Here is a 19,231-nt window from a genome sequence, read left to right as displayed (position 1 = left end):
CATTTGCACATCTGATTCTTTATTTTTGATTAAAGTGTAATTTATGCAACTATCAGATCTTGATCTTTCAAAAAGCTACTCTTATGCCGATTATCTTCAATGGACGTTTGATGACAGGCTTGAGCTGATTAAAGGTAAAATCTTTAAAATGACGCCTGCGCCAGCATCAAATCACCAAAGAATTTCCTGGAGAATATCTGGCGAGCTATACACCTACCTGAAAGACAAATCGTGCCAGGCTTATACAGCGCCTTTTGATGTTAGGTTACCAAGAAAAGGAGAGAATGATGATAAAAAGATATTCACCGTTGTGCAACCGGATTTGTGCGTGATATGCGATCATTCAAAAGTAGACGCCCGGGGATGTACGGGAGCGCCGGATATCGCAGTGGAGATACTTTCGCCCGGAAACAATCAAAAAGAACTACGCAATAAATATGAAGTGTACGAAGAATCGGGCGTAAAAGAATATTGGATTGTATCTCCCCAGGATAAAACTTTTTTAAAATACACTTTGGTATCAGGAGAATACCAACCATCAAAATTGATGACAACCGGCGATATCATCACTACAGGAATATTACCCGGTTTTGAATTAAACCTTGACACTGTATTTGCAGATAATTAAGCTGATGTGCAGATTTCAGATGTGCAGATATGCAAATGATGTATTTAGCTGTATAGTGATTGAAAGATTTTTCATCTGCACATCTGAAATCTGCATATTTGCACATCTAACTGTCATTTGCACATCTGAATACATCTAAAAAACAATTTTACCGTTATATGCTTATATTTGTAAGCTTAAAATTAATCAGATGTTACTAATTCGTTTCCTGATCATATCAATTTGTGTACTGTACATTATCCGCAGCTTAATGCGGTACCTTATACCTGCATTATTTCAAAGTGTTATTAATAAAGCGCAGCAACAGGCACAACAACAACAAAATTATCACAACAACAACTATCAACGCCAGCAAAACAGGCCCGATGGCGCTGTAAAAGTTGATTATATACCCGAAGGCAGAAAAAAAGGCAAATTACCGGATAGCGCCGGCGAATTTGTTGATTACGAAGAAGTAAAATAATATCCATGCTGCCAGATCAGGTTTATAAACGCCGCCCGAACCACAACAACACGCCAGAATCAATAAGTTTGATTATTGCAAACTTTATTGTGTTTGCTGCCGCTACCCAGCTGTTTGTTACCTGCAATAAAATAAGCAATCCTTTTTGGTTTATTGTTGGCGCGTTGGCTGTTTATAACTTTTTCAATTTGCGTAAATACCGCGAAGACTATGGCAAAGGCCAGGTTATTGCCTACCTGTTAAGCCTGGTAATTATGCTCATTTTCTTTTTTGTGATGCGTGGCCGGTGCTAAAACGGCTATGTAATTCCTTTGTAACTTATAATTCCTAATCTCAACCAATTTTCTATTTTTGAGGATTATATTATCCATTCAAAAAATTTAAATGAATAACTGGTTCAAGCGTAATAGTGTTCACCTCATTATTGTAGCAATTTTAGTAGCAATTTCCTTTGCCTACTTTTTCAGCCCCCTGATACAAGGAAAAGCCTTAATACAAAGCGACGTATTGCAGGCTCAGTCCATGCAAAAAGAGATCAACGATGTTAAGGCAGCAACCGGCAAAGCCCCTTTGTGGACAAACCAGATGTTTGGCGGTATGCCAGCGTACCAGATCTGGGCGGCGTTTCCTTCAAACATCACATCGCACGTTATTAATATTTTAAAAGCGGTTTTCCCTAACCCGGTTGATACCGTTTTACTATACCTTTTGGGTGCTTACCTGCTGTTCAGCGTTTTAAAGTTAAAACCATGGCTGGCCGCCGCGGGTGCTATCGCTTTCGCGTTTTCATCCTATAACTTCATTTATATTACGGCCGGGCATGCTAACCAGGCTTATGCAATAGCGTTTTTCGCGCCTATACTTGCAGGTATTATTTTAACCTTACGTGGTAAATACCTTTTAGGCGGTTCTATAACGGCATTTGCGCTGGCAATGGAAATAAGAAGCAACCACGTGCAGATGACTTATTACCTGCTACTGGCCATTGCAATTTTATTAGGTATTGAACTTTACCATGCTATAAAAGATAAACAAACCAAACCCTTCTTAAAAGCTACTGCTTATTTAGTTGGCGCTGTGTTACTTGCCATAGCTGTAAACGCAAGCATCCTTTGGACAACCTACGAGTACAGCCAGTACACCATCCGTGGTAAAGCAAACTTAACTTCAAAAGGCACCGCCGGACCAAACCATGGCCTTGATAAAGATTACGCCTATACCTGGAGCCAAAGCGTAGGCGAATGCCTTACTTTCCTGGTGCCTAACGCTTATGGTGGCGGCACAAGCACCGTAGTTGGCGATGATTCAAAAGCAGTAAAAATCCTTACCGATGCCGGTGTTGATCCGGGCCAGGCTAATGGCTTTGTATCACAACAATTATATTTTGGTAACAAGCCAAGCACATTTGGGCCATGGTACTTTGGTGCAGCCGTATTTTTCTTGTTTGTACTGGGTTTATTAATTGTTAAAAACCGCATTAAATGGTGGATAGTTGGTGCTGTTTTACTAAGCATGTTCCTATCATTCGGTAAAAACCTGCCCTTCCTGTCCGATTTCTTTTTCAACTACGTGCCTATGTACAATAAGTTCAGGGCAGTTGAATCTACATTGGTGATAGCAGCATTTTGCTTCCCTATACTGGCATTACTTGCCGTAAATGAAGTAATCACCAGTACCGATAGAGCGCTGATATTTAAACGCGGTAAAATAGCGTTCTTCATAACCGGTGGTTTATTATTGTTACTGATAGCCATCCCTGATGCTATTTTAAGCTTTAAAACAGATGATAACCTGGGCTTTATTGCCAACCTTACCCAGATGTTTAAAGGCAACAGCGAAATGGCCAATAAAGTTGCCAGCTCATTAGTTGATGACAGGATAAGTCTTGAGCGCGCGGACGCTATCCGTTCGTTGATATTTGTATTGTTAACTACCGGTCTGTTGTGGTTAATTGTTAAAGAAAAGATCAAAGCAAACATGGCGGCCTGGATTTTGGCAGCAATTATTTTGTTTGATATGTGGGGCGTTGATAAACGTTACCTAAAAGACACCAACTTTGTAGATAAATCAGAATTGGCGCAGCAATACACCCCGCGCGAGGTTGATGAGTTTATCATGAAAGATTCTGACCCCAACTTCAGGGTGTTTGACATGAGCGGCGGCGACCCATTCCATGATTCGCACTCTTCTTACTTTTACAAAACCGTTGGTGGTTTCCACTCGGCCAGGTTAAGAAGGTTTGATGAACTGATTGAAAACCAGTTTAGCAAAAGCGTAAACCAGGATGTGTTGGATATGCTGAACACCAAATACATTATTACCGCCGACCCTAAAACAGGCAACGCCGCAATGCGCACAAACCAAACCGCCTGCGGTAACGCGTGGTTTGTAAAAAGCGTAAAATTTGCAGATAATGCCGACCAGGAAATGCAGGCGATCAGCAGCTTTTCGCCAAAGGACGAAGCTATTGTTGATAAACAATACAAAAGCTTCACAGATGGCCAAACGGTGGGCTCAGATCCGGCGTCAACTATCAAGTTAACAAGCTACGCTCCCGAGCACCTGGTATATCAAAGTGGTTCAACTGCTACTCAAATAGCGGTATTCTCTGAGATTTATTACGACAAAGGCTGGACGATGACCATCGACGGTAAAGAATCACCATATTTCCGTGCCGATTATTTATTACGCGCAGCGGTGATCCCGGTTGGTAACCACAAAATTGAATTTACCTTCCACCCTACATCATACTACGCCGGTGAAAATATCTCATTAGCAGGATCACTTTTATTAGTGCTTGCCCTTGGCGGCGCGGCTTATACCGAAAACAAAAAGAAACCGGCAGTTAAACCTGCGGGTAAAAAGGCTTAAAAAAGTTTTAGCTTTTATATTGAAAAAGGCGATGGGTAACCCTCATCGCCTTTTTTGTGCTTGTTTATAGCTTAAGTAATAAGTATTATGTAAATTTACATATGAGCAATCTACTTGAACGAATTACGGTTGATTCAAATGTATGCCACGGCAAAGCCTGCATTCGTCATATGCGTTGGCCTGTTGAGGTAATCATCGATTTGATTGCTTCAGGCATGTCGTTTGACGATATTATAAACGACCACCCGGAGTTAGAAATAGAGGATATACAGGCATCGCTTTTTTATGCTAAAATTTCACTTTCTGGCAAGTCATTAGAAGAGGTCTATTAATGAATTTTTTAATAGATGTTCATTTACCTATCAGCTTATCTAAGTTTCTAAACAATCAGGATAATTGCTCATCAACTCATGTTAACCAAATACTTCAAAAGTGGAATACAACAGATAATGAGATTTGTAAATATGCAGATTTCAACGATTGGGTGGTTGTCACTAAAGACGAAGATTTCAAAAACTCACACTTCATTAATAAAACTCCCAAAAAGTTAATCAGAATAACGTTAGGCAATATTTCTAATAGTGAATTAATTATACTTTTTAATCAACATCTGTCATTGATTTTGCAGCTATCTCAAAAAAAAGTATTTTATATTGAGATAAGCAGAGAAAGAATTATATACAACGATTATAACGACTAATCATTGGTCCGCCTGTTTTTCAACCAATACCACCCCAGGTTAAAAGCAATCACAAAATGATTAAAAACAGTCGGGATCAAACCGTAGTTTTCTTTCATAATACTGAACCGCTCCTGCAGGCTTTGGCGATGTTTTGTTTTTGACATGCCGCCAACCAGGTACTTTGCTACATAGCGGTTTACATTTACTATCGTTTTAGCTTTTTTAGCCGCCCGGATAATCCAATCGATATCGGCACTTAACTGATACCTGCTATCGTACGGTTCTGCTAAACTTCTGCGAATGTAAATAGCCTGGTGACTGATGCTCATGCCATATTTAAACCCGCGCCAGGTAAATTGCCCGGGGGCTTTGTGCCGGCGCTGCCCAAGGTTTTCGCCTGCATCGTTTATCATTTCAGTTTCGCCGTAGTAAATATCAGCATCAGGGGATGTTGCAAAAACCGACTTCACAGTTTCCCGGTCGTAAAACTCATCGCCAGAGTTCATGAAGATCACATAATCCCCTGTGGCCATGGCAAGGCCTTTATTCATGGCATCGTATATACCTTTGTCTTTTTCGCTAATGAACTGGCTAACGCGATCTTTATATTGCGCTATTATTTGCAGCGTGCCATCATTGGATAACCCATCAACAATAACATATTCAATATTGGTGTAAGTTTGATTTAAAACCGAAAGCATGGTACGTTCAATATCGCGCACGTTGTTATACACTACGTTAATAACGCTTAGTTTAGGATTAAACATCGGTACCTCCAGGTGTTTTTAGCAGACTTTTATAAAGGTCGATATGTTTTTTGGCAATAACATTCTCGCTAAACGTATCCATTACCGTTTGGCGGGCCTGTTGTTGCAGTTGATGATGATCGGCGTAATTAATAACCCATTCCATGCCGTCTGTAAAACTCTCTGTCGAACGATAGGTTGCAAGATACCCATTGTATTCATGTTGTACCATATCCGGAATGCCGCCCGTTGTAAATGCTATAACAGGCGTACCGCAGGCCAGGCTTTCCATTACAGTGTAGGGCAGGTTATCTTCCAGTGAGGGGATTAAAAAGGCATCAGCGGCAGCGTAGTGCAGGGCCAACTGTTCATCATTATTGATGGTACCTAAAAAACTTGTTTTAAAAGGAAAATCGGGCACGCCTTCGGTGCCACGGTTACCAAAAACTACCAGTTCAATTTTATCAGCGTCAACACCTAAGCGTTGTTTCAACAACTCCATACTTTCCAGCAGGTATTGGGTACCTTTATGCAAATCTTTACGCGATGGCATAAAGCCACTCAGGAAAATGAATTTATCTACGGGCAAACCAGCCTTTTCTTTTGCAAGCTTTTTATCGGTAGGTTTAAAAATGTCTGTTTCTAAGGTATTGGGGATTTGATGCACAGCTTTGCCCTTCATCAAACTACTGGCCTCAACCGACTTTTTCATCCAGGAGCTTGGCGCGGCTATCGCGAAATTTAAAGTGTCATAAGCCTTATGTTTTTGCTGCCAGATGCTATGCGAGATATCATTATCCGATGCATTGATAAGCAAAGGACAATTACCACATTCGCGCGTAAAATGATCGCAGGTGTAACGCACGTGGCAGCCGCCAGTGAAGGCATTACTATCGTGAAAAGTCCAAACCACGGGCTTGTTTAATTTGGCTATTTCGGCAATGTGTTTAGGATCAAGAAAACCGTGGTTGATCCAGTGCAAATGGATCACATCTGCATTTTTTACATCGCGGTGATGTATAACCGACCTGCCAAACCAGGCAAATGAAAAAGGTGTGCGCAAGGGTTTCAGGAAACGCTTGGCGAGGATACGCTCCAGTATAATTTTAAAAGCGGCAACCGATTTTTGAACTCTATTGGTATTAAAAGTGCCTATCTGGGGGGTGACACCAAATTTATAGTGGACTATCATTTTTGAGTCGACGCCACTATCAACCAATGCACGGTTTAAGCGCATACAACCACGACCGGCGCCGCCATTGCCATCATAAGTATTCAGATGCACTACTTTTAACATGCCTCAAAAATACATTTATTCATATGATATTGGAGGTGAAAGATAAAAGGCGAAAGGTGAAAGGCGAAAGATGAAAGGTAAATGGCTAATGTATTGTCTATCATATTGAAGCTGAAAGCAGAATGCGCGAAGTCTAAGGCCAATTATCCTATCCGTTGTTTTACAAACCTAACCGCCCTTTGCAGCAAACTACCCTTACGATGTGCCAGGAAATGTTTAATAGCATGATATGCTTTTTCATCCTCCTCAATTACATCGGGGTATGTTTTTACCGGTTGTTGTGAAATATGCACATCATACATATTTTCTTTATTGCTATGCACCCCGGTGCCATCGTGCCCAACATTGTTAATTAGCGACCGGGCCGGATTTAGCGTTAAGCCGCCTTTTAAAAAAATAGAGGCATACCAGCGAATAGCCCAGGAGTTATTTTTGCCGGCTTTAAATTCCTGAATCTGTTTCCAGAAATTCATTTTGCCCTCAATAGAAAACTTGACAATTTTAAGCGTATCAAACTGGACTATCAATTTATCAATATCGGGTTCAAAGCTATCCCAGGCGCGTGCCCAAGTTGCCCAGCCCCAGCTGCTGGCCGCACGGTAAAAAAAGGTTTCGGGAAGGTCTTTCTCTTTGAGGTTATACATGTAAGCCCCAATATGCATCACCCTATCCTGGCTGGCATAGCGGGTTAACGCCTCATTGAAATATTGTAAAGTATAGGGCGACGACAGCAAATCATCCTCAAAAACAATCACCTTACCGTATTCATAAACCAATTGGGTAACCCCGCTAATGATAGATTCGGCCAGGCCGAGGTTATGATCACGCAAAATAACTTTTACCGCCTTAAAACCAGTAGTCTCTTTAGCAACCTGCCTTACCTGCTCAACCGCTGCGCGATCAGCCTCTGTTTTGGGGGCATCGCAAAAAATATATAAACGGGATTCATCTGCCAGTACATTTTTTTGCAGATGGATGATGGTACGACGCGTATGATCGGGCCGGTTGTAAACAAACAGGGCAATAGGGGCAAGTTTTTGCATGGGGCAAACAAAAAATCAAAATAATTCGGGTTGCTTTTCGGCTTTATTACACAAAACGGTATAAGCGTTTGCAAATTGTTCACTCACCTTTTTTCCCATCACTTTGCTTAACACCTGTTTTATGCCAAACTCGACAGCTATGCGTAAATCCTTCAAAACGCTCTTCGCTTTTTTCTGATTAACGTAGCTATTAAATTTAGTTACCTCGGGCTCAATCATTGAAGTAAGATCGTTTTCAACTACAAACCCTTCTGTACTAAGCAGGTACCGTAACGATGTTGGCGTATACACATTGATGTGTCCATAAGCCAAAAAGTGTTTGATACGGGTATCCACACCAGTTTTATAATCACGGGGTACTTCAATTACGCAACGTTTTGCAACACGTTTTATCTCGCGCAGCAAAATACGCTCATGCTCCACATGCTCTAATACGTGGGATAAGATGATCAGATCAAAACTATCATCCTCAAAAGGCAATTTATAGCCATCAAATACCTGTACCGACTTTAAATTTTTGATAGCCCTTGACTGTATGTATTGCACACCGCTTTCAGAAATCTCGACGGCATTATACTCGGGTGCAAAATCATGATCGGACAGGATTTTCAAAATGCTCCCATCTCCCGCGCCAACTTCAAGCACCTTGTTAAAAGTTAACCCTTTGCAAACATCAATAATATGCTGTGCCTTATACTTTGCGCCAAGCATGCGCCAGGCTTCATCGTGTTTTTGATAAAATTGATCGTACGCGGTCTTATAATCGCCGCCTATAATTGAATCCTGCATTATTTAAACTCCTTCTCCAACTCCTTAACAAAAGAAGCAAATGTTTCTGGCGATTTAAGATTCAAATAAGTTTCGCGGTTATTGTCCAGATCGGCATAGGTTAGTTTGTCCATATCGCCTTCGGCAAATGAAAATTCTTTTTCGGGTTTACCGGGGCGTATGATGCCCACACCATGGTCGCTGTTGATTACGGTTATATTCAAATCTTTCCGTTCTGAACGAAGCTTTACAATAGCTTTGTAAACGTCGCCATTCCATTGATTGATCCACTGCGGATGCGAACCCACCAATACCGCGGCTTCTTCAGATGTGTAGGCCCTTACAGCGGCAGGCTCTGATAAAGGGTTGCAGTCATGAACCAATATCACTCCGCCTTTATTCAAATACTGAAGCGAGTTTTCAATATCCTTAACCACCTGCTCATATAAATGCAAGCCGTCAATAAATATCACATCAATACCACCAATCTTTTTGATGTAATCGCTTTTTTGCTCAAAAAAATCATCGCTGGTAAGCTCAAAAAAACGGTTATTGAAATTAGATAGGTTTCGGTAATATGCTTTTACCTTTTTGGTGATCTTGATGATAAAATTAGGGTCGATAGCTATTTTTCTGTCGGCTTTGATCTTAAAAAAACAAAAACCGGTTTGTACCCCAATTTCAAAATAATTTACTTTCTTTTTCTTTTGCCTGATCACATCGATACAAGCCTGTATCATGTGGTACCTTTGTAATTCACTCATTGAAATTTTTCCGCGTTTGCTTTTCCCAGCTTTCCGTTAATACCATCATTAACCGCCGATACCAGCATTTTATATTGTTGTGTTTTTGAAGTCAACAAACTTACTATAAATAAATAGCCTAAATATAGCCCTTTATTTATTTTGAACATTAATTTATTTGAAACCGCAACCCTGGTATAAAAATACATCCTGTTTCTTACCGAGTAATAGGTTCTGAAACTCCATTCGTCAAGCAAATGCGAGTGAAAAAGTCTCTTTTTATAGCCTATCCCCTGCGATTGATCTACATCTATTACCTTATACTCCGGCACCAGCCATATGGCCCCTTTGTTTTGCGTAATGCGATAGGTATATTCAGAATCATCTACATATAAAAAGAAATCGTCATTGGGCAGGCCTATCACATCAACCATTAACCGATGGAACAGCAAGCCCCCGTAAGGCACATAAGGCATTTGCACATACTTTTTTAAAGGCCTGTCATCTTTCTTTTTATCGCGCAGCTTATAATATTGATTAAGCAGTATCCTGAATATATTGAAGCCCATAAAATTATCCCGCACCAAGTAGTACCTGTACGGGTCTTCGCCTTTTGCTATCTTAACGTGGGTTATCCTATCTGGCCTTAGGCAAAACAAGGCCTTTTTATCATTGTCGCCAGGTATATCGCTCCACATGTGCAGTAAACCGGGCATGGCGTTTTCCTGGGGCACGTTATCATCGTCAAGCAGCCAGATAAAATCAGCGTCGGTGTTTTTGTAAGCGTAGTCAATAGCCTGTTTGTAACCACCTGCCGATCCTATATTTTCGGCATTATTTAAAACAATCACCCTGTCATCGCCCAGTTGCGCTACATCATCGCTCACACTATAAACGGATGCGTTATTTACCACCACCACCTGGGTTACCTGCTCAAAAGACAGCACCCGTTTAAGCACCTGGTTTAAAAATTGCCCCCTATTTGCATAGGTGAGCGTTAACACACACACTTTATATTTTATATTTGCCATGTACAGTTCAAAATTATCATTTTACTTCATACAACACAGCGGTTAAATAACTGAATGGGCATAATAAAACAGCAAACCATTAAAGGTTCTATCTACTCCTACCTTGGTATATTAATTGGTTTTTTAACAGTAAGCATTATTCAACCCCATTCATTATCGGCCGAGGGAATTGGCCTTATTTCGTTATTAGGCTCTTTATCGCTCATGTTTGCCCAGTTTTCTATCATGGGCTTTAACGGCACAGCAAGGTATTTCCCTTATTTCAGGAACGAAGAAAATAAGCACAATGGTTACTTGTTTTTATCGTGCGCTATATCGGCAGTGGGCAGTATATTATTTATAACAATAGCTTACGTATACAAAGATGAACTGGTTGGCCGCAATCAAAAAAGCATCCTTTTTGAACAATATTACTGGTACCTGGTACCGCTTACCATTTTCACCCTGTTTTTTAACGTATTTGATTTATATGCCCGCATGCTTTACAACATGACTACCGGGCTTATACTAAGGGAATTTACTAAAAGGATTTTTGTATTGATTACCGTTTTGCTTGTTTATTTTAAGCTGGTAAGCTTTAATACCTTTATGATACTTTGGTTTCTTGCCAATATTATCCCCACCGGATTAATCATTGCCCGGTTAATTAAAGACAATCAATTTTCGCTTAAACCCAACTTGGAGTTTTTGACTAAAGATATGGTGCGCAAGCTGGTAGGCATTTGCTTTTTTACTATACTAACCGGCGCGTCTCCTTTAATTATTCAAAACATTGATAATATTTTAATTTCAAAAAAACTGGGATTAAACCATACCGGGGTTTACTCGTGGGCCTTTAATTTTGGTATCATTATTTCGCTCCCTTCGCGGGCATTATATAGTATTGCTTACACGGTTATAGCCGAGTCCTGGAAAAAAAACGACATGGCCAATATCCGGTCGGTTTATGAAAAGAGTTGTGTAAACCAGCTCATTAGTTCCCTGTTTTTATTTATATTGATCTGGGCTAATGTGGATAATATCTTCGCGATGCTGCCACCGGAGTTTAAAGACGGAAAATACACCATATTTTTTGTGAGCCTGGGCTTCTTTATTGACTCGGCAACGGGTATTAACCTGGTGATCCTGGCAACTTCAAAATATTTCAAGTACGATTCTTTATTTAATGTACTGCTGGTGGGTGTAATTGTAATAGCCAATTTAATACTGATACCTATTTATGGTATTACAGGCGCCGCTATAGCTTCGGCTATTACTTTCTTCATTTTTAATTTATTCAGATACTTATTCATCCTCATAAAATTTAAAATGCAGCCGTTTAAAATTGAAAGCCTGCTGGCCATTGTAACCGGTGTGCTGGTATATTATCTTTCGGTATGGATAATTCCACATATTCAAAACTTTATTATTGATACTATAGCGCGCACCGCGTTTATAACTATAATTTATCTTCCTACTATTTACTTCCTAAAACTATCCGATGACATTAATATCATTATCAATAATCTTATCAACAAGATAAAAAGGTAATATTATTTACACAAAACCTCACTCTATAAAAAAGCAGGGAGACTATTAAATCTCCCTGCTTTTTTGTTAATAATAATATTCTTTGGCTTATTGGCCCATATTAAACCATGGTGACCATGCGCCTGTAGTTGTCCAGTAAATTTGCATTAAGTTAGCATTTGATAATGCAAATACGTTGATAGCATCTGCAGAGCGGGCATCAGCTGCCGGTGCAGAAGTTATGCTGCCACCAAGATCAATCCATGCCGACCAGTTGCCGCTCAATGTCCAATAAATTTGCATCAATTGATTAGACGCGCCTTTTGCATAAACATTGATGTCATTTGCGGTACGACCTACTGCTGTTGGAGCCGATGTAATGCTGCCACCTAAGTCAGTCCATGCCGACCAGGCACCGTTTGCATAATAAATTTGAGCAAGGGTATTGCTGGCACTTTTTGCATACACGTTGATAGTGGTTGAGCTTCTTGATATTGCAGCTGGTGCCGAAGTAATGTTACCACCGTGATCAATTACCTGTCCCCATCCGCTTCCTGAAAGCCAGGTAAGCTCTATCAGGTTATTGTTGGTGCCTTTTGCAAAAACAGAAAGATCATTAGCTGTTTTAGAAGCTGCTGAAGGAGCTGAAGTAATGCTGATACCCAAATCAATCCATTGCGACCAGCCCTGGCCGTCAACCCAATAAATTTGCATTAAATGGCCATTTGAACCTTGCGCGTAAACGTTCAACACGTTTGAGGCTCTTGAAGTCGCGCCCGGTGCAGATACAATGCTACCGCCAAGATCTTCCCAGGCAGTCCATCCGCCGGCGCTTGTCCAGCTTTTGTGCAATAAGGTGTTGGTTGTGCTTCTGCCAAACAAATCAATAGTGTTTGTTCCTTTTTTAGTTGTTGCACCTACCTCTACAGCGGTGTAAGTACTCAAAGCATTAGCTTTTAAATCTGCCGACGACGAATTTTTCAATGCGGGCGCAAGGTTTTTGTCGTTGTTTTTTTGGCATGAGGCAAAGGAGCCTACCATCAGCATGCACACTACGGCATGTGTTACGTTTTTCTTTAAGGTTTTCATTTTTTTATATAGGTTTTTATATATTGCATATATACATATATTATATTTAATATATGTTATTAAAATATAAATAAATAACAACGTGTTCTGTATTAAAATATTAAAATACAAAAAAAGCCTTCCTGAATCCACAAGAAGGCTTTTTGTATATGTAAATCTTTATTTATCCCATACCTAATAAGACAGCTTATATAATTTTGTTATTTCATTAAACGTTGCAGCATGATTATATATCCTAATATCATCTAATTTACCTTTAATATAATAAGGCGGAGTAAAACCCGATGGGTCGACATAGCTATTTTTACCTATAATAAGATTAACCGCCGTATTTGGATTTGGTGTAGGAATACCACTCACCGAACGATCAAATTTACCGTTAATGTAAAAGCTGATTTCCTGTTGCACCAGGTTGTAGGTGATGGTAACCATGGTCCACTTGCCTAATGCAATCACAGTGTTGCCAAAGGCGTGAGGATCATCGCCGCCAGATACGTTATAAAAAGCATTGCCGATACCTGTATTTGTTGTGCCTAAACCGGTAACAGAACAATTCCAGCCATTTTGATACGGACCATTACCTTTTGCCAATAAAGCGCTTCCGGATGAGCTGTTATATCCATCAAGGTTCATCCACATATTTAACGTAAAATCTGTATTATTTAAACGCAATACCTGCTTATCCTGCACCACAATATAACTGCTTGTACCGTTGAAGCCATATGCGGAATTGGGCTTTCCAAACCTATCGGCAGTGCTTGTTAAATCGGTACCTATACCATCATAACCATGCCCTGTTGCATCAATCGCGCTATTATTAAATGGATAATAAGCAATTAAACCTATGCTCAAACTATCTTTAACAGTAACCGCGCAGCTAACCGACTTGGTTTTATCAGCATTACTCACCGAAACTATAGAGGTACCCGGATTTTTCGCGGTGATCTTTCCTTTGTTAGTAACAGCAATAACCGAAGTATCTGATGAACCCCAGATAAACTTAGTTGTATCAAATGACGCAGGTTTTACTTGTATATCCAGGCTTACAACATTGCCGCTGTACAAAGTAAGGGTATCTCTTAATGATATAGATTGCAGCGCATCAGGGTCGGGACCGTTTAGTTTAGTACACGATGCAAAAGCTATACCACCCAACACCAACAATAGCAGGTAATTTTTCTTCATAATAAGGTTTAGTAAATATTAAATCAATTAAGTTAATTTTCTGTTATAAATATCATTATAATTCGCCAAACTTACAACAATAAAAAAGCCCTCCGAGATACTCGAAGGGCTTCATATTTTAAATCCACTCAGCTATTATTGGCTGGTAAATTTTTTAGCGTTTATCTTTCTTTCGTTTTCGTTAAGGAAGATTTTACGTAAACGGATGCTTTGTGGTGTTACCTCAATGTACTCATCAGCCTGGATGTACTCCATTGACTCTTCTAATGAGAATTTGATGGCTGGTGCAATCCTAACGTTGGTATCGCTACCTGATGCACGCATGTTAGTTAACTGCTTGCCTTTGGTTAAGTTGATAACCAAATCGTTATCGCGGATATGCTCGCCTAATACCTGTCCTTCGTAAATGTCTGTTCCCGGATCAACGTGGAACCTGCCACGATCCTGTAATTTATCAATTGCGAAAGCAGTGGTTTTACCAGTATCCATTGATACCAATACACCATTTAAACGACCCGGGATCTGGCCCTTCCATGGCTCGTATGCTTTAAAGCGGTGTGCCATGATAGCCTCGCCACCTGTAGCGGTCAATACGTTGTTACGTAAACCGATGATACCACGTGCAGGAATATCAAATTCTAAGTGTTGTAAGTCGCCTTTAGGCTCCATAATCAACAAATCGCCTTTACGTTGGGTAACCAGTTCAATTACCTTACCGGCAACATCGCCCGGTACGTCAACAATAAGGGTTTCTACCGGCTCACATTTAACACCGTCAATTTCTTTAACGATAACCTGTGGCTGACCAACCTGCAATTCGTAACCTTCACGACGCATGGTTTCAATCAATACCGATAAATGGAGAATACCACGACCATACACTAAGTATGAATCAGGCGATTCGGTTTCAACAACCTTAAGCGCCAGGTTTTTTTCCATTTCTTTATATAAACGATCACGTAAGTGACGTGAGGTAACAAATTTACCTTCTTTACCAAAGAAAGGAGAAGTATTGATGGTGAACAACATGTTCATTGTTGGCTCATCAATTTTGATAACTTCTAATTGTTCTGGTTTTTCAAAATCGGCAATGGTATCACCAATGTCAAAACCTTCAATACCTACTACCGCACAGATATCGCCCGAGCTAACTTCTGTAGCACGTACTTTACCTAAACCTTCAAAAGTATATAATTCTTTAATTCTTGATTTTTGAATAGTACCATCGCGTTTTACCAATGATACCGGCTGGTTTTCTTTGATGGTACCGCGTGCAACACGACCGATAGCGATACGACCTACAAATGAAGAATAATCCAAAGATGTGATCTGCATTTGTAAGGTACCTTCGGCAATAGGTGCAGGAGGGATATTTTCAAGGATGGCATCCATTAACGGGAAAATGTTTTCTGTAGGTACTTTCCAGTCGGTGCTCATCCAACCTTGTTTTGATGAACCGTAGATAACCGGGAAATCCAGTTGCTCTTCGGTAGCTTCAAGGTTGAAGAATAATTCAAAAATTTGTTCGTAAACTTCTTCAGGGCGACAGTTTTCTTTATCTACCTTGTTTACAACCACAATTGGTTTTAAGCCTAAAGCCAAAGCCTTTTGGGTTACAAAGCGGGTTTGAGGCATGGCGCCTTCAAACGCGTCGCAAAGTAAAAGAACGCCATCGGCCATTTTCAATACACGCTCAACCTCACCGCCAAAATCGGCGTGACCAGGGGTATCAATAATGTTGATCTTAACATCCTTATACCTAACCGAAACGTTTTTTGAAACGATGGTAATACCACGTTCACGTTCCAGATCGTTGTTATCCAGTATTAATTCACCGGTTGATTCGTTGTCCCTGAAAATAGAACAAGCATGTAATATTTTATCAACCAAAGTAGTCTTACCGTGGTCAACGTGAGCGATGATCGCTATGTTTCTTATTTTTTGCATGAAAATGCGCCTCTAAATTTTGCGCAAAGGTAACGTTAATATATGACAAATTAAAGCTTTGTCAACTTATACGCAAAGATTTATACAATTAGATTACCAAAGGGTGGCCTATCTCCCAAAAGCCCAGCATAAAAACTTTCCCATAGCCTTGCCCCAGGTATCGGTATTATGGCTGCCGCCCACTACTTCAACATACTGTATATCGGCAGGGCGGGTGTATCCTTTGGTTTCTAACTCTTTGATCAAATCTATGGTATCGTCAATGGCATCGATGATGCCATTTTTGTTGCGATCGCTGGTTTCATCTTTGGTACCGGTTTGCAGCCAGAATTTAACGTTAGGTTTGTCCGTTGTTCCTCTTACCAAAGTATGGGCTATCCTGTCATTATCAGTATAGCCTTGGGTCAAATCTTTACTCCTCCACCAAAACGAACCCGAGAATACACCTACTTTATTAAATACATTGGCATTGTTCCAGCTGATGTCAAAAGCGGATAGTCCGCCTAAAGAAAAACCGGCATAGGCAGTGGTTGCAAATTCGGTAAAACCTGTTTCCTGTTTAATGTAAGGCAATAATTCTTTAATGATAAATTGGGTATAAATATCGGCCTTTGCACCGCGTGCTTTAAAATCGGGTTTGGCGGCTATGCCGTATTCCTGCAGGCGGTCTTCTCCGGCGTGTATGGCAACTACTACTATTGGCTTTATCTTATTGTAGTTATATAAGTATTCAAGTGTTTGAGTAAGGGCAAGGTTTTCCAGCTCTTGTCCGTCGTTTAGCAGTAGTAGGCTTAAGGGTTCGGCAAGTGTGTCTTCATCCGGTATTAAAAGGGTGCAGGTCACCTGCCTTTTAAGTGATGCGGAATTTATAGTTATATTTTTTTCAGTTATAGTCATCTCTGTTTCAGCCCAGCCCAAATACATGTTAAGTTAATTTTAAAGGGCGCAAAAGTACGCTATGTTTTCTATTTATTAAGCTTACGTATTAATTTGACAGTTTGTTGTCTTTCTCAAACAAACCACTTAACTTACATCATTGTAAACATAAACCGCTCATTTTGACCGAAAAATATCACCGCTGGTACTCGCCAAATTTGAATGTTCACCTGGAAATGCTGGTATTTGGCGACAGGGGTTTTCCGGTTATTCTTTTCCCCATTACCAAGGGCCGGTACCATCAAAATAAAGATTTTGGATTAATTGACAGCGTAAAATGGTTTATCGACGAAGGTTTGGTAAAAATATACTGCCCCGATACCCTTGATGACCGCACCTGGTACGATAAAGGCATACACCCTGCCGACCGCGCCCGCAATTACAGCTGGTATGATAAGATGCTTTTAAATGAACTTGCGCCCTGGGCCATGCACGAAACCGGCGTAGGGAAAGTTGCCGTAGCCGGTAGCAGTTTCGGAGGCTATCATGCAGCCAATTTCGCCTTTAAACACCCCGAAAAAGTGGCACACCTATTTACCATGGGCGGTGCCTTTGATATCAAGATGTTTGCCGATGGTTTTTATAACGATGACATTTTTTATAATAACCCTGTAGATTACCTGCCAGGCGATAATAAGAGCGAACTATGGCAGATGAATATCATCCTGGGCACATCGGAGTACGACATCTGCAAAGACTATAATATCCAGCTATCAAACATTTTAGCACAAAAAAACATTAATCATTGGTTGGATATCCGCCCGAATGCCAATCACGACTGGCCTATCTGGAAGGAAATGTTCCCGCATTATTTATCAACGATTAAATAGAGCGAAATAGAGTCAAGAATTAAGAATCAAGAGTCAAGATAGAAAACAACATCTACACCCATTATAAAATAACAGGAAACCGGCACTGCGAGCCGCTAACCTCGCAACACGCAACCGGCAACTGCAAAATGAAAAACTACTATGAAAAAAATAGGCATCTTATTCGGACAGGAAAATTCATTTCCGCAGGCTTTTGTGGATAGGATAAATAAAAAGGCCGAAAAAAATATCACTGCCGAGTTTGTACGTATTGACAAAGTAATGCAGGCCGAACCGCTGGATTACGCGGTGATTGTTGACAGGATTTCGCAGGATGTTCCCTTCTATCGCGCGGCATTAAAAAACGCGGCTATTTGCGGCACCGCGGTAATTAATAATCCCTTTTGGTGGAGTGCCGACGAAAAATTCTTTAACAATGCATTAGCGGTTAAATTAGGCGTACCGGTTCCTAAAACAGTGATCCTGCCGTCAAAAGAATTGCCCGACGACACTACCGACAGATCCTTCCGTAACCTGGCCTATCCGCTGGATTGGGATGGCATTTTTAATTACGTTGGCTTCCCGGCTTATATGAAACCCTTCGACGGTGGTGGCTGGAAAGAGGTTTACCAACTACACAGCAAGGAAGACTTTTTTGATAAATACAACAAAACCAAGCAATACGTAATGATGCTGCAGGAAGAAGTTATTTTTGACGACTATTTCCGTTGCTACTGTATAGGCGGCAAACATGTACGCATTATGCAGTACGAACCACGCAACCCGCACCACCTGCGTTACGAACATGGCAAAGCGCCCGCATCAAAAAAAATACTGGATAAGGTTAAGGAATACGTGCTGAAGCTTAATCAATATTTAGGTTATGATTTTAATACGGTTGAGTTTGCTATTCGCGATGGTATCCCCTACGCTATTGACTTTTGCAACCCGGCGCCCGACGCAGAAGTAACCAGCGTAGGCCAGGAAAACTTTGAATGGGTGGTTGAAACCGCCGCCGATTATGCTATTGAACGCGCCAAAAAACAAAAGGATGGTCTGGATAACCTTACCTGGGGCGAATATGTAAAAACATCGGCAGCAAAAACGCCGTTGGTGAGTGTTAAAGCGAAAACTGTTAAAGCAGATGTGTCTGTTGGCGTTGTTGATCACGCAATTGAGGTAGAAGGGAAAGTGAAGAAGGCGGTGAAGGCAAAGAAAAAATAACTGCACCATAGCGATGGGTTTAAAACCCATCGCTATAAAAAAGCGAGGGGAATGTGCGATTCCTTCCTTGGGGAAGGAGGAGGTAGGGGTTTTGTAAGCCATTCGTTAACATGGCGAATAATCGCCTGTAGAAACCCCTCCCTGCATTTGCGCGCAGTGCCAGCCGCACCCCTCCCATGGGCTACTGTGTGTACACAAGTTGCGAAAAAGTTGGACTTTTGTTTGATGAACGAACCAATTAATTCCAACCCTGATTTTGA

General features: G+C 40.7%; 19 protein-coding genes. 9 read left to right on the top strand and 10 right to left on the bottom strand.

Features of this window, described 5'->3' with window-relative positions; translation table 11 throughout:
• Positions 1-43: 43 nt before the first annotated feature.
• The 6 genes from QWZ17_RS02040 (at position 44) to QWZ17_RS29615 (ending at position 4,662) form a co-directional block, all read left to right on the top strand.
• Positions 44-628, top strand: a complete 585-nt coding sequence (locus QWZ17_RS02040) for a Uma2 family endonuclease (protein ID WP_290303204.1) — start codon at positions 44-46, stop codon at positions 626-628.
• 190 nt (positions 629-818) lie between these two features.
• Positions 819-1,091, top strand: coding sequence for a DUF4834 family protein (locus tag QWZ17_RS02035; RefSeq protein WP_290303203.1), 273 nt, complete (start codon positions 819-821; stop codon positions 1,089-1,091).
• Between the two features lie 5 nt (positions 1,092-1,096).
• Positions 1,097-1,384, top strand: coding sequence for a hypothetical protein (locus QWZ17_RS02030; protein ID WP_290303202.1), 288 nt, complete (start codon positions 1,097-1,099; stop codon positions 1,382-1,384).
• A gap of 91 nt (positions 1,385-1,475) precedes the next feature.
• Positions 1,476-3,962, top strand: a complete 2,487-nt coding sequence (locus QWZ17_RS02025) for a YfhO family protein (protein WP_290303201.1) — start codon at positions 1,476-1,478, stop codon at positions 3,960-3,962.
• 101 nt (positions 3,963-4,063) lie between these two features.
• Positions 4,064-4,294 (top strand): DUF433 domain-containing protein, encoded by a 231-nt coding sequence (locus QWZ17_RS02020; RefSeq protein ID WP_290303200.1) that lies wholly within the window; start codon positions 4,064-4,066, stop codon positions 4,292-4,294.
• On the top strand, positions 4,294-4,662 hold the full coding sequence (locus QWZ17_RS29615; RefSeq protein WP_353959463.1) for a DUF5615 family PIN-like protein: 369 nt from the start codon (positions 4,294-4,296) through the stop codon (positions 4,660-4,662). The genes QWZ17_RS02020 and QWZ17_RS29615 overlap by 1 nt, the downstream gene beginning before the upstream one ends.
• Here QWZ17_RS29615 and QWZ17_RS02015 read toward each other — a convergent pair.
• The 6 genes from QWZ17_RS02015 to QWZ17_RS01990 form a co-directional block, all read right to left on the bottom strand.
• A complete protein-coding gene (locus QWZ17_RS02015; protein WP_290303199.1) occupies positions 4,659-5,411 on the bottom strand; it encodes a glycosyltransferase family 2 protein in 753 nt (250 codons plus the stop codon). The genes QWZ17_RS29615 and QWZ17_RS02015 overlap by 4 nt on opposite strands.
• Positions 5,404-6,687 (bottom strand): glycosyltransferase, encoded by a 1,284-nt coding sequence (locus tag QWZ17_RS02010; protein ID WP_290303198.1) that lies wholly within the window; start codon positions 6,685-6,687, stop codon positions 5,404-5,406. Before QWZ17_RS02010 ends, QWZ17_RS02015 begins: the two co-directional genes overlap by 8 nt.
• Before the next feature lie 143 nt (positions 6,688-6,830).
• Entirely contained in the window at positions 6,831-7,730 is a 900-nt protein-coding gene (locus tag QWZ17_RS02005) for a glycosyltransferase family protein (RefSeq protein ID WP_290303197.1), read from the bottom strand.
• Positions 7,731-7,745: 15 nt separating this feature from the next.
• Entirely contained in the window at positions 7,746-8,519 is a 774-nt protein-coding gene (locus tag QWZ17_RS02000) for a class I SAM-dependent methyltransferase (protein ID WP_290303196.1), read from the bottom strand.
• Positions 8,519-9,262, bottom strand: a complete 744-nt coding sequence (locus QWZ17_RS01995) for a class I SAM-dependent methyltransferase (protein ID WP_290303195.1) — start codon at positions 9,260-9,262, stop codon at positions 8,519-8,521. Before QWZ17_RS01995 ends, QWZ17_RS02000 begins: the two co-directional genes overlap by 1 nt.
• A complete protein-coding gene (locus tag QWZ17_RS01990) occupies positions 9,259-10,272 on the bottom strand; it encodes a glycosyltransferase (protein ID WP_290303194.1) in 1,014 nt (337 codons plus the stop codon). The genes QWZ17_RS01995 and QWZ17_RS01990 overlap by 4 nt, the downstream gene beginning before the upstream one ends.
• Before the next feature lie 54 nt (positions 10,273-10,326).
• Between QWZ17_RS01990 and QWZ17_RS01985 the strand changes: the two genes are divergently transcribed.
• Entirely contained in the window at positions 10,327-11,802 is a 1,476-nt protein-coding gene (locus QWZ17_RS01985) for a lipopolysaccharide biosynthesis protein (protein ID WP_290303193.1), read from the top strand.
• An 87-nt stretch (positions 11,803-11,889) separates the two neighbouring features.
• Here QWZ17_RS01985 and QWZ17_RS01980 read toward each other — a convergent pair whose 3' ends face one another.
• The 4 genes from QWZ17_RS01980 to QWZ17_RS01965 form a co-directional block, all read right to left on the bottom strand.
• On the bottom strand, positions 11,890-12,870 hold the full coding sequence (locus QWZ17_RS01980; protein ID WP_290303192.1) for a DUF8189 domain-containing protein: 981 nt from the start codon (positions 12,868-12,870) through the stop codon (positions 11,890-11,892).
• 174 nt (positions 12,871-13,044) lie between these two features.
• Positions 13,045-14,055, bottom strand: a complete 1,011-nt coding sequence (locus QWZ17_RS01975) for a LamG-like jellyroll fold domain-containing protein (protein ID WP_290303191.1) — start codon at positions 14,053-14,055, stop codon at positions 13,045-13,047.
• Between the two features lie 135 nt (positions 14,056-14,190).
• Complete coding sequence (gene typA / locus QWZ17_RS01970) at positions 14,191-16,002, bottom strand: translational GTPase TypA (RefSeq protein ID WP_290303190.1); 1,812 nt, start codon at positions 16,000-16,002, stop codon at positions 14,191-14,193.
• A gap of 108 nt (positions 16,003-16,110) precedes the next feature.
• Positions 16,111-16,899 carry an alpha/beta hydrolase gene (locus QWZ17_RS01965; protein WP_290303188.1) on the bottom strand — a complete coding sequence of 263 codons (789 nt, stop codon included), beginning with the start codon at positions 16,897-16,899 and terminating at the stop codon, positions 16,111-16,113.
• A 161-nt stretch (positions 16,900-17,060) separates the two neighbouring features.
• Here QWZ17_RS01965 and QWZ17_RS01960 point away from each other — a divergent pair, with 161 nt between their 5' ends.
• Both QWZ17_RS01960 and QWZ17_RS01955 read left to right on the top strand, forming a co-directional pair.
• On the top strand, positions 17,061-17,768 hold the full coding sequence (locus QWZ17_RS01960; RefSeq protein WP_290303187.1) for an alpha/beta fold hydrolase: 708 nt from the start codon (positions 17,061-17,063) through the stop codon (positions 17,766-17,768).
• A gap of 141 nt (positions 17,769-17,909) precedes the next feature.
• Positions 17,910-18,971 carry an ATP-grasp domain-containing protein gene (locus QWZ17_RS01955; RefSeq protein WP_290303186.1) on the top strand — a complete coding sequence of 354 codons (1,062 nt, stop codon included), beginning with the start codon at positions 17,910-17,912 and terminating at the stop codon, positions 18,969-18,971.
• The last annotated feature ends 260 nt before the right edge of the window (positions 18,972-19,231 follow it).

This window comes from Mucilaginibacter flavus, from assembly GCF_030409315.1.
Lineage (GTDB): Bacteria > Bacteroidota > Bacteroidia > Sphingobacteriales > Sphingobacteriaceae > Mucilaginibacter > Mucilaginibacter flavus.
Note: the sequence above shows the minus strand (reverse complement) of the source record. Positions and strands in the feature narration are given on the sequence as shown.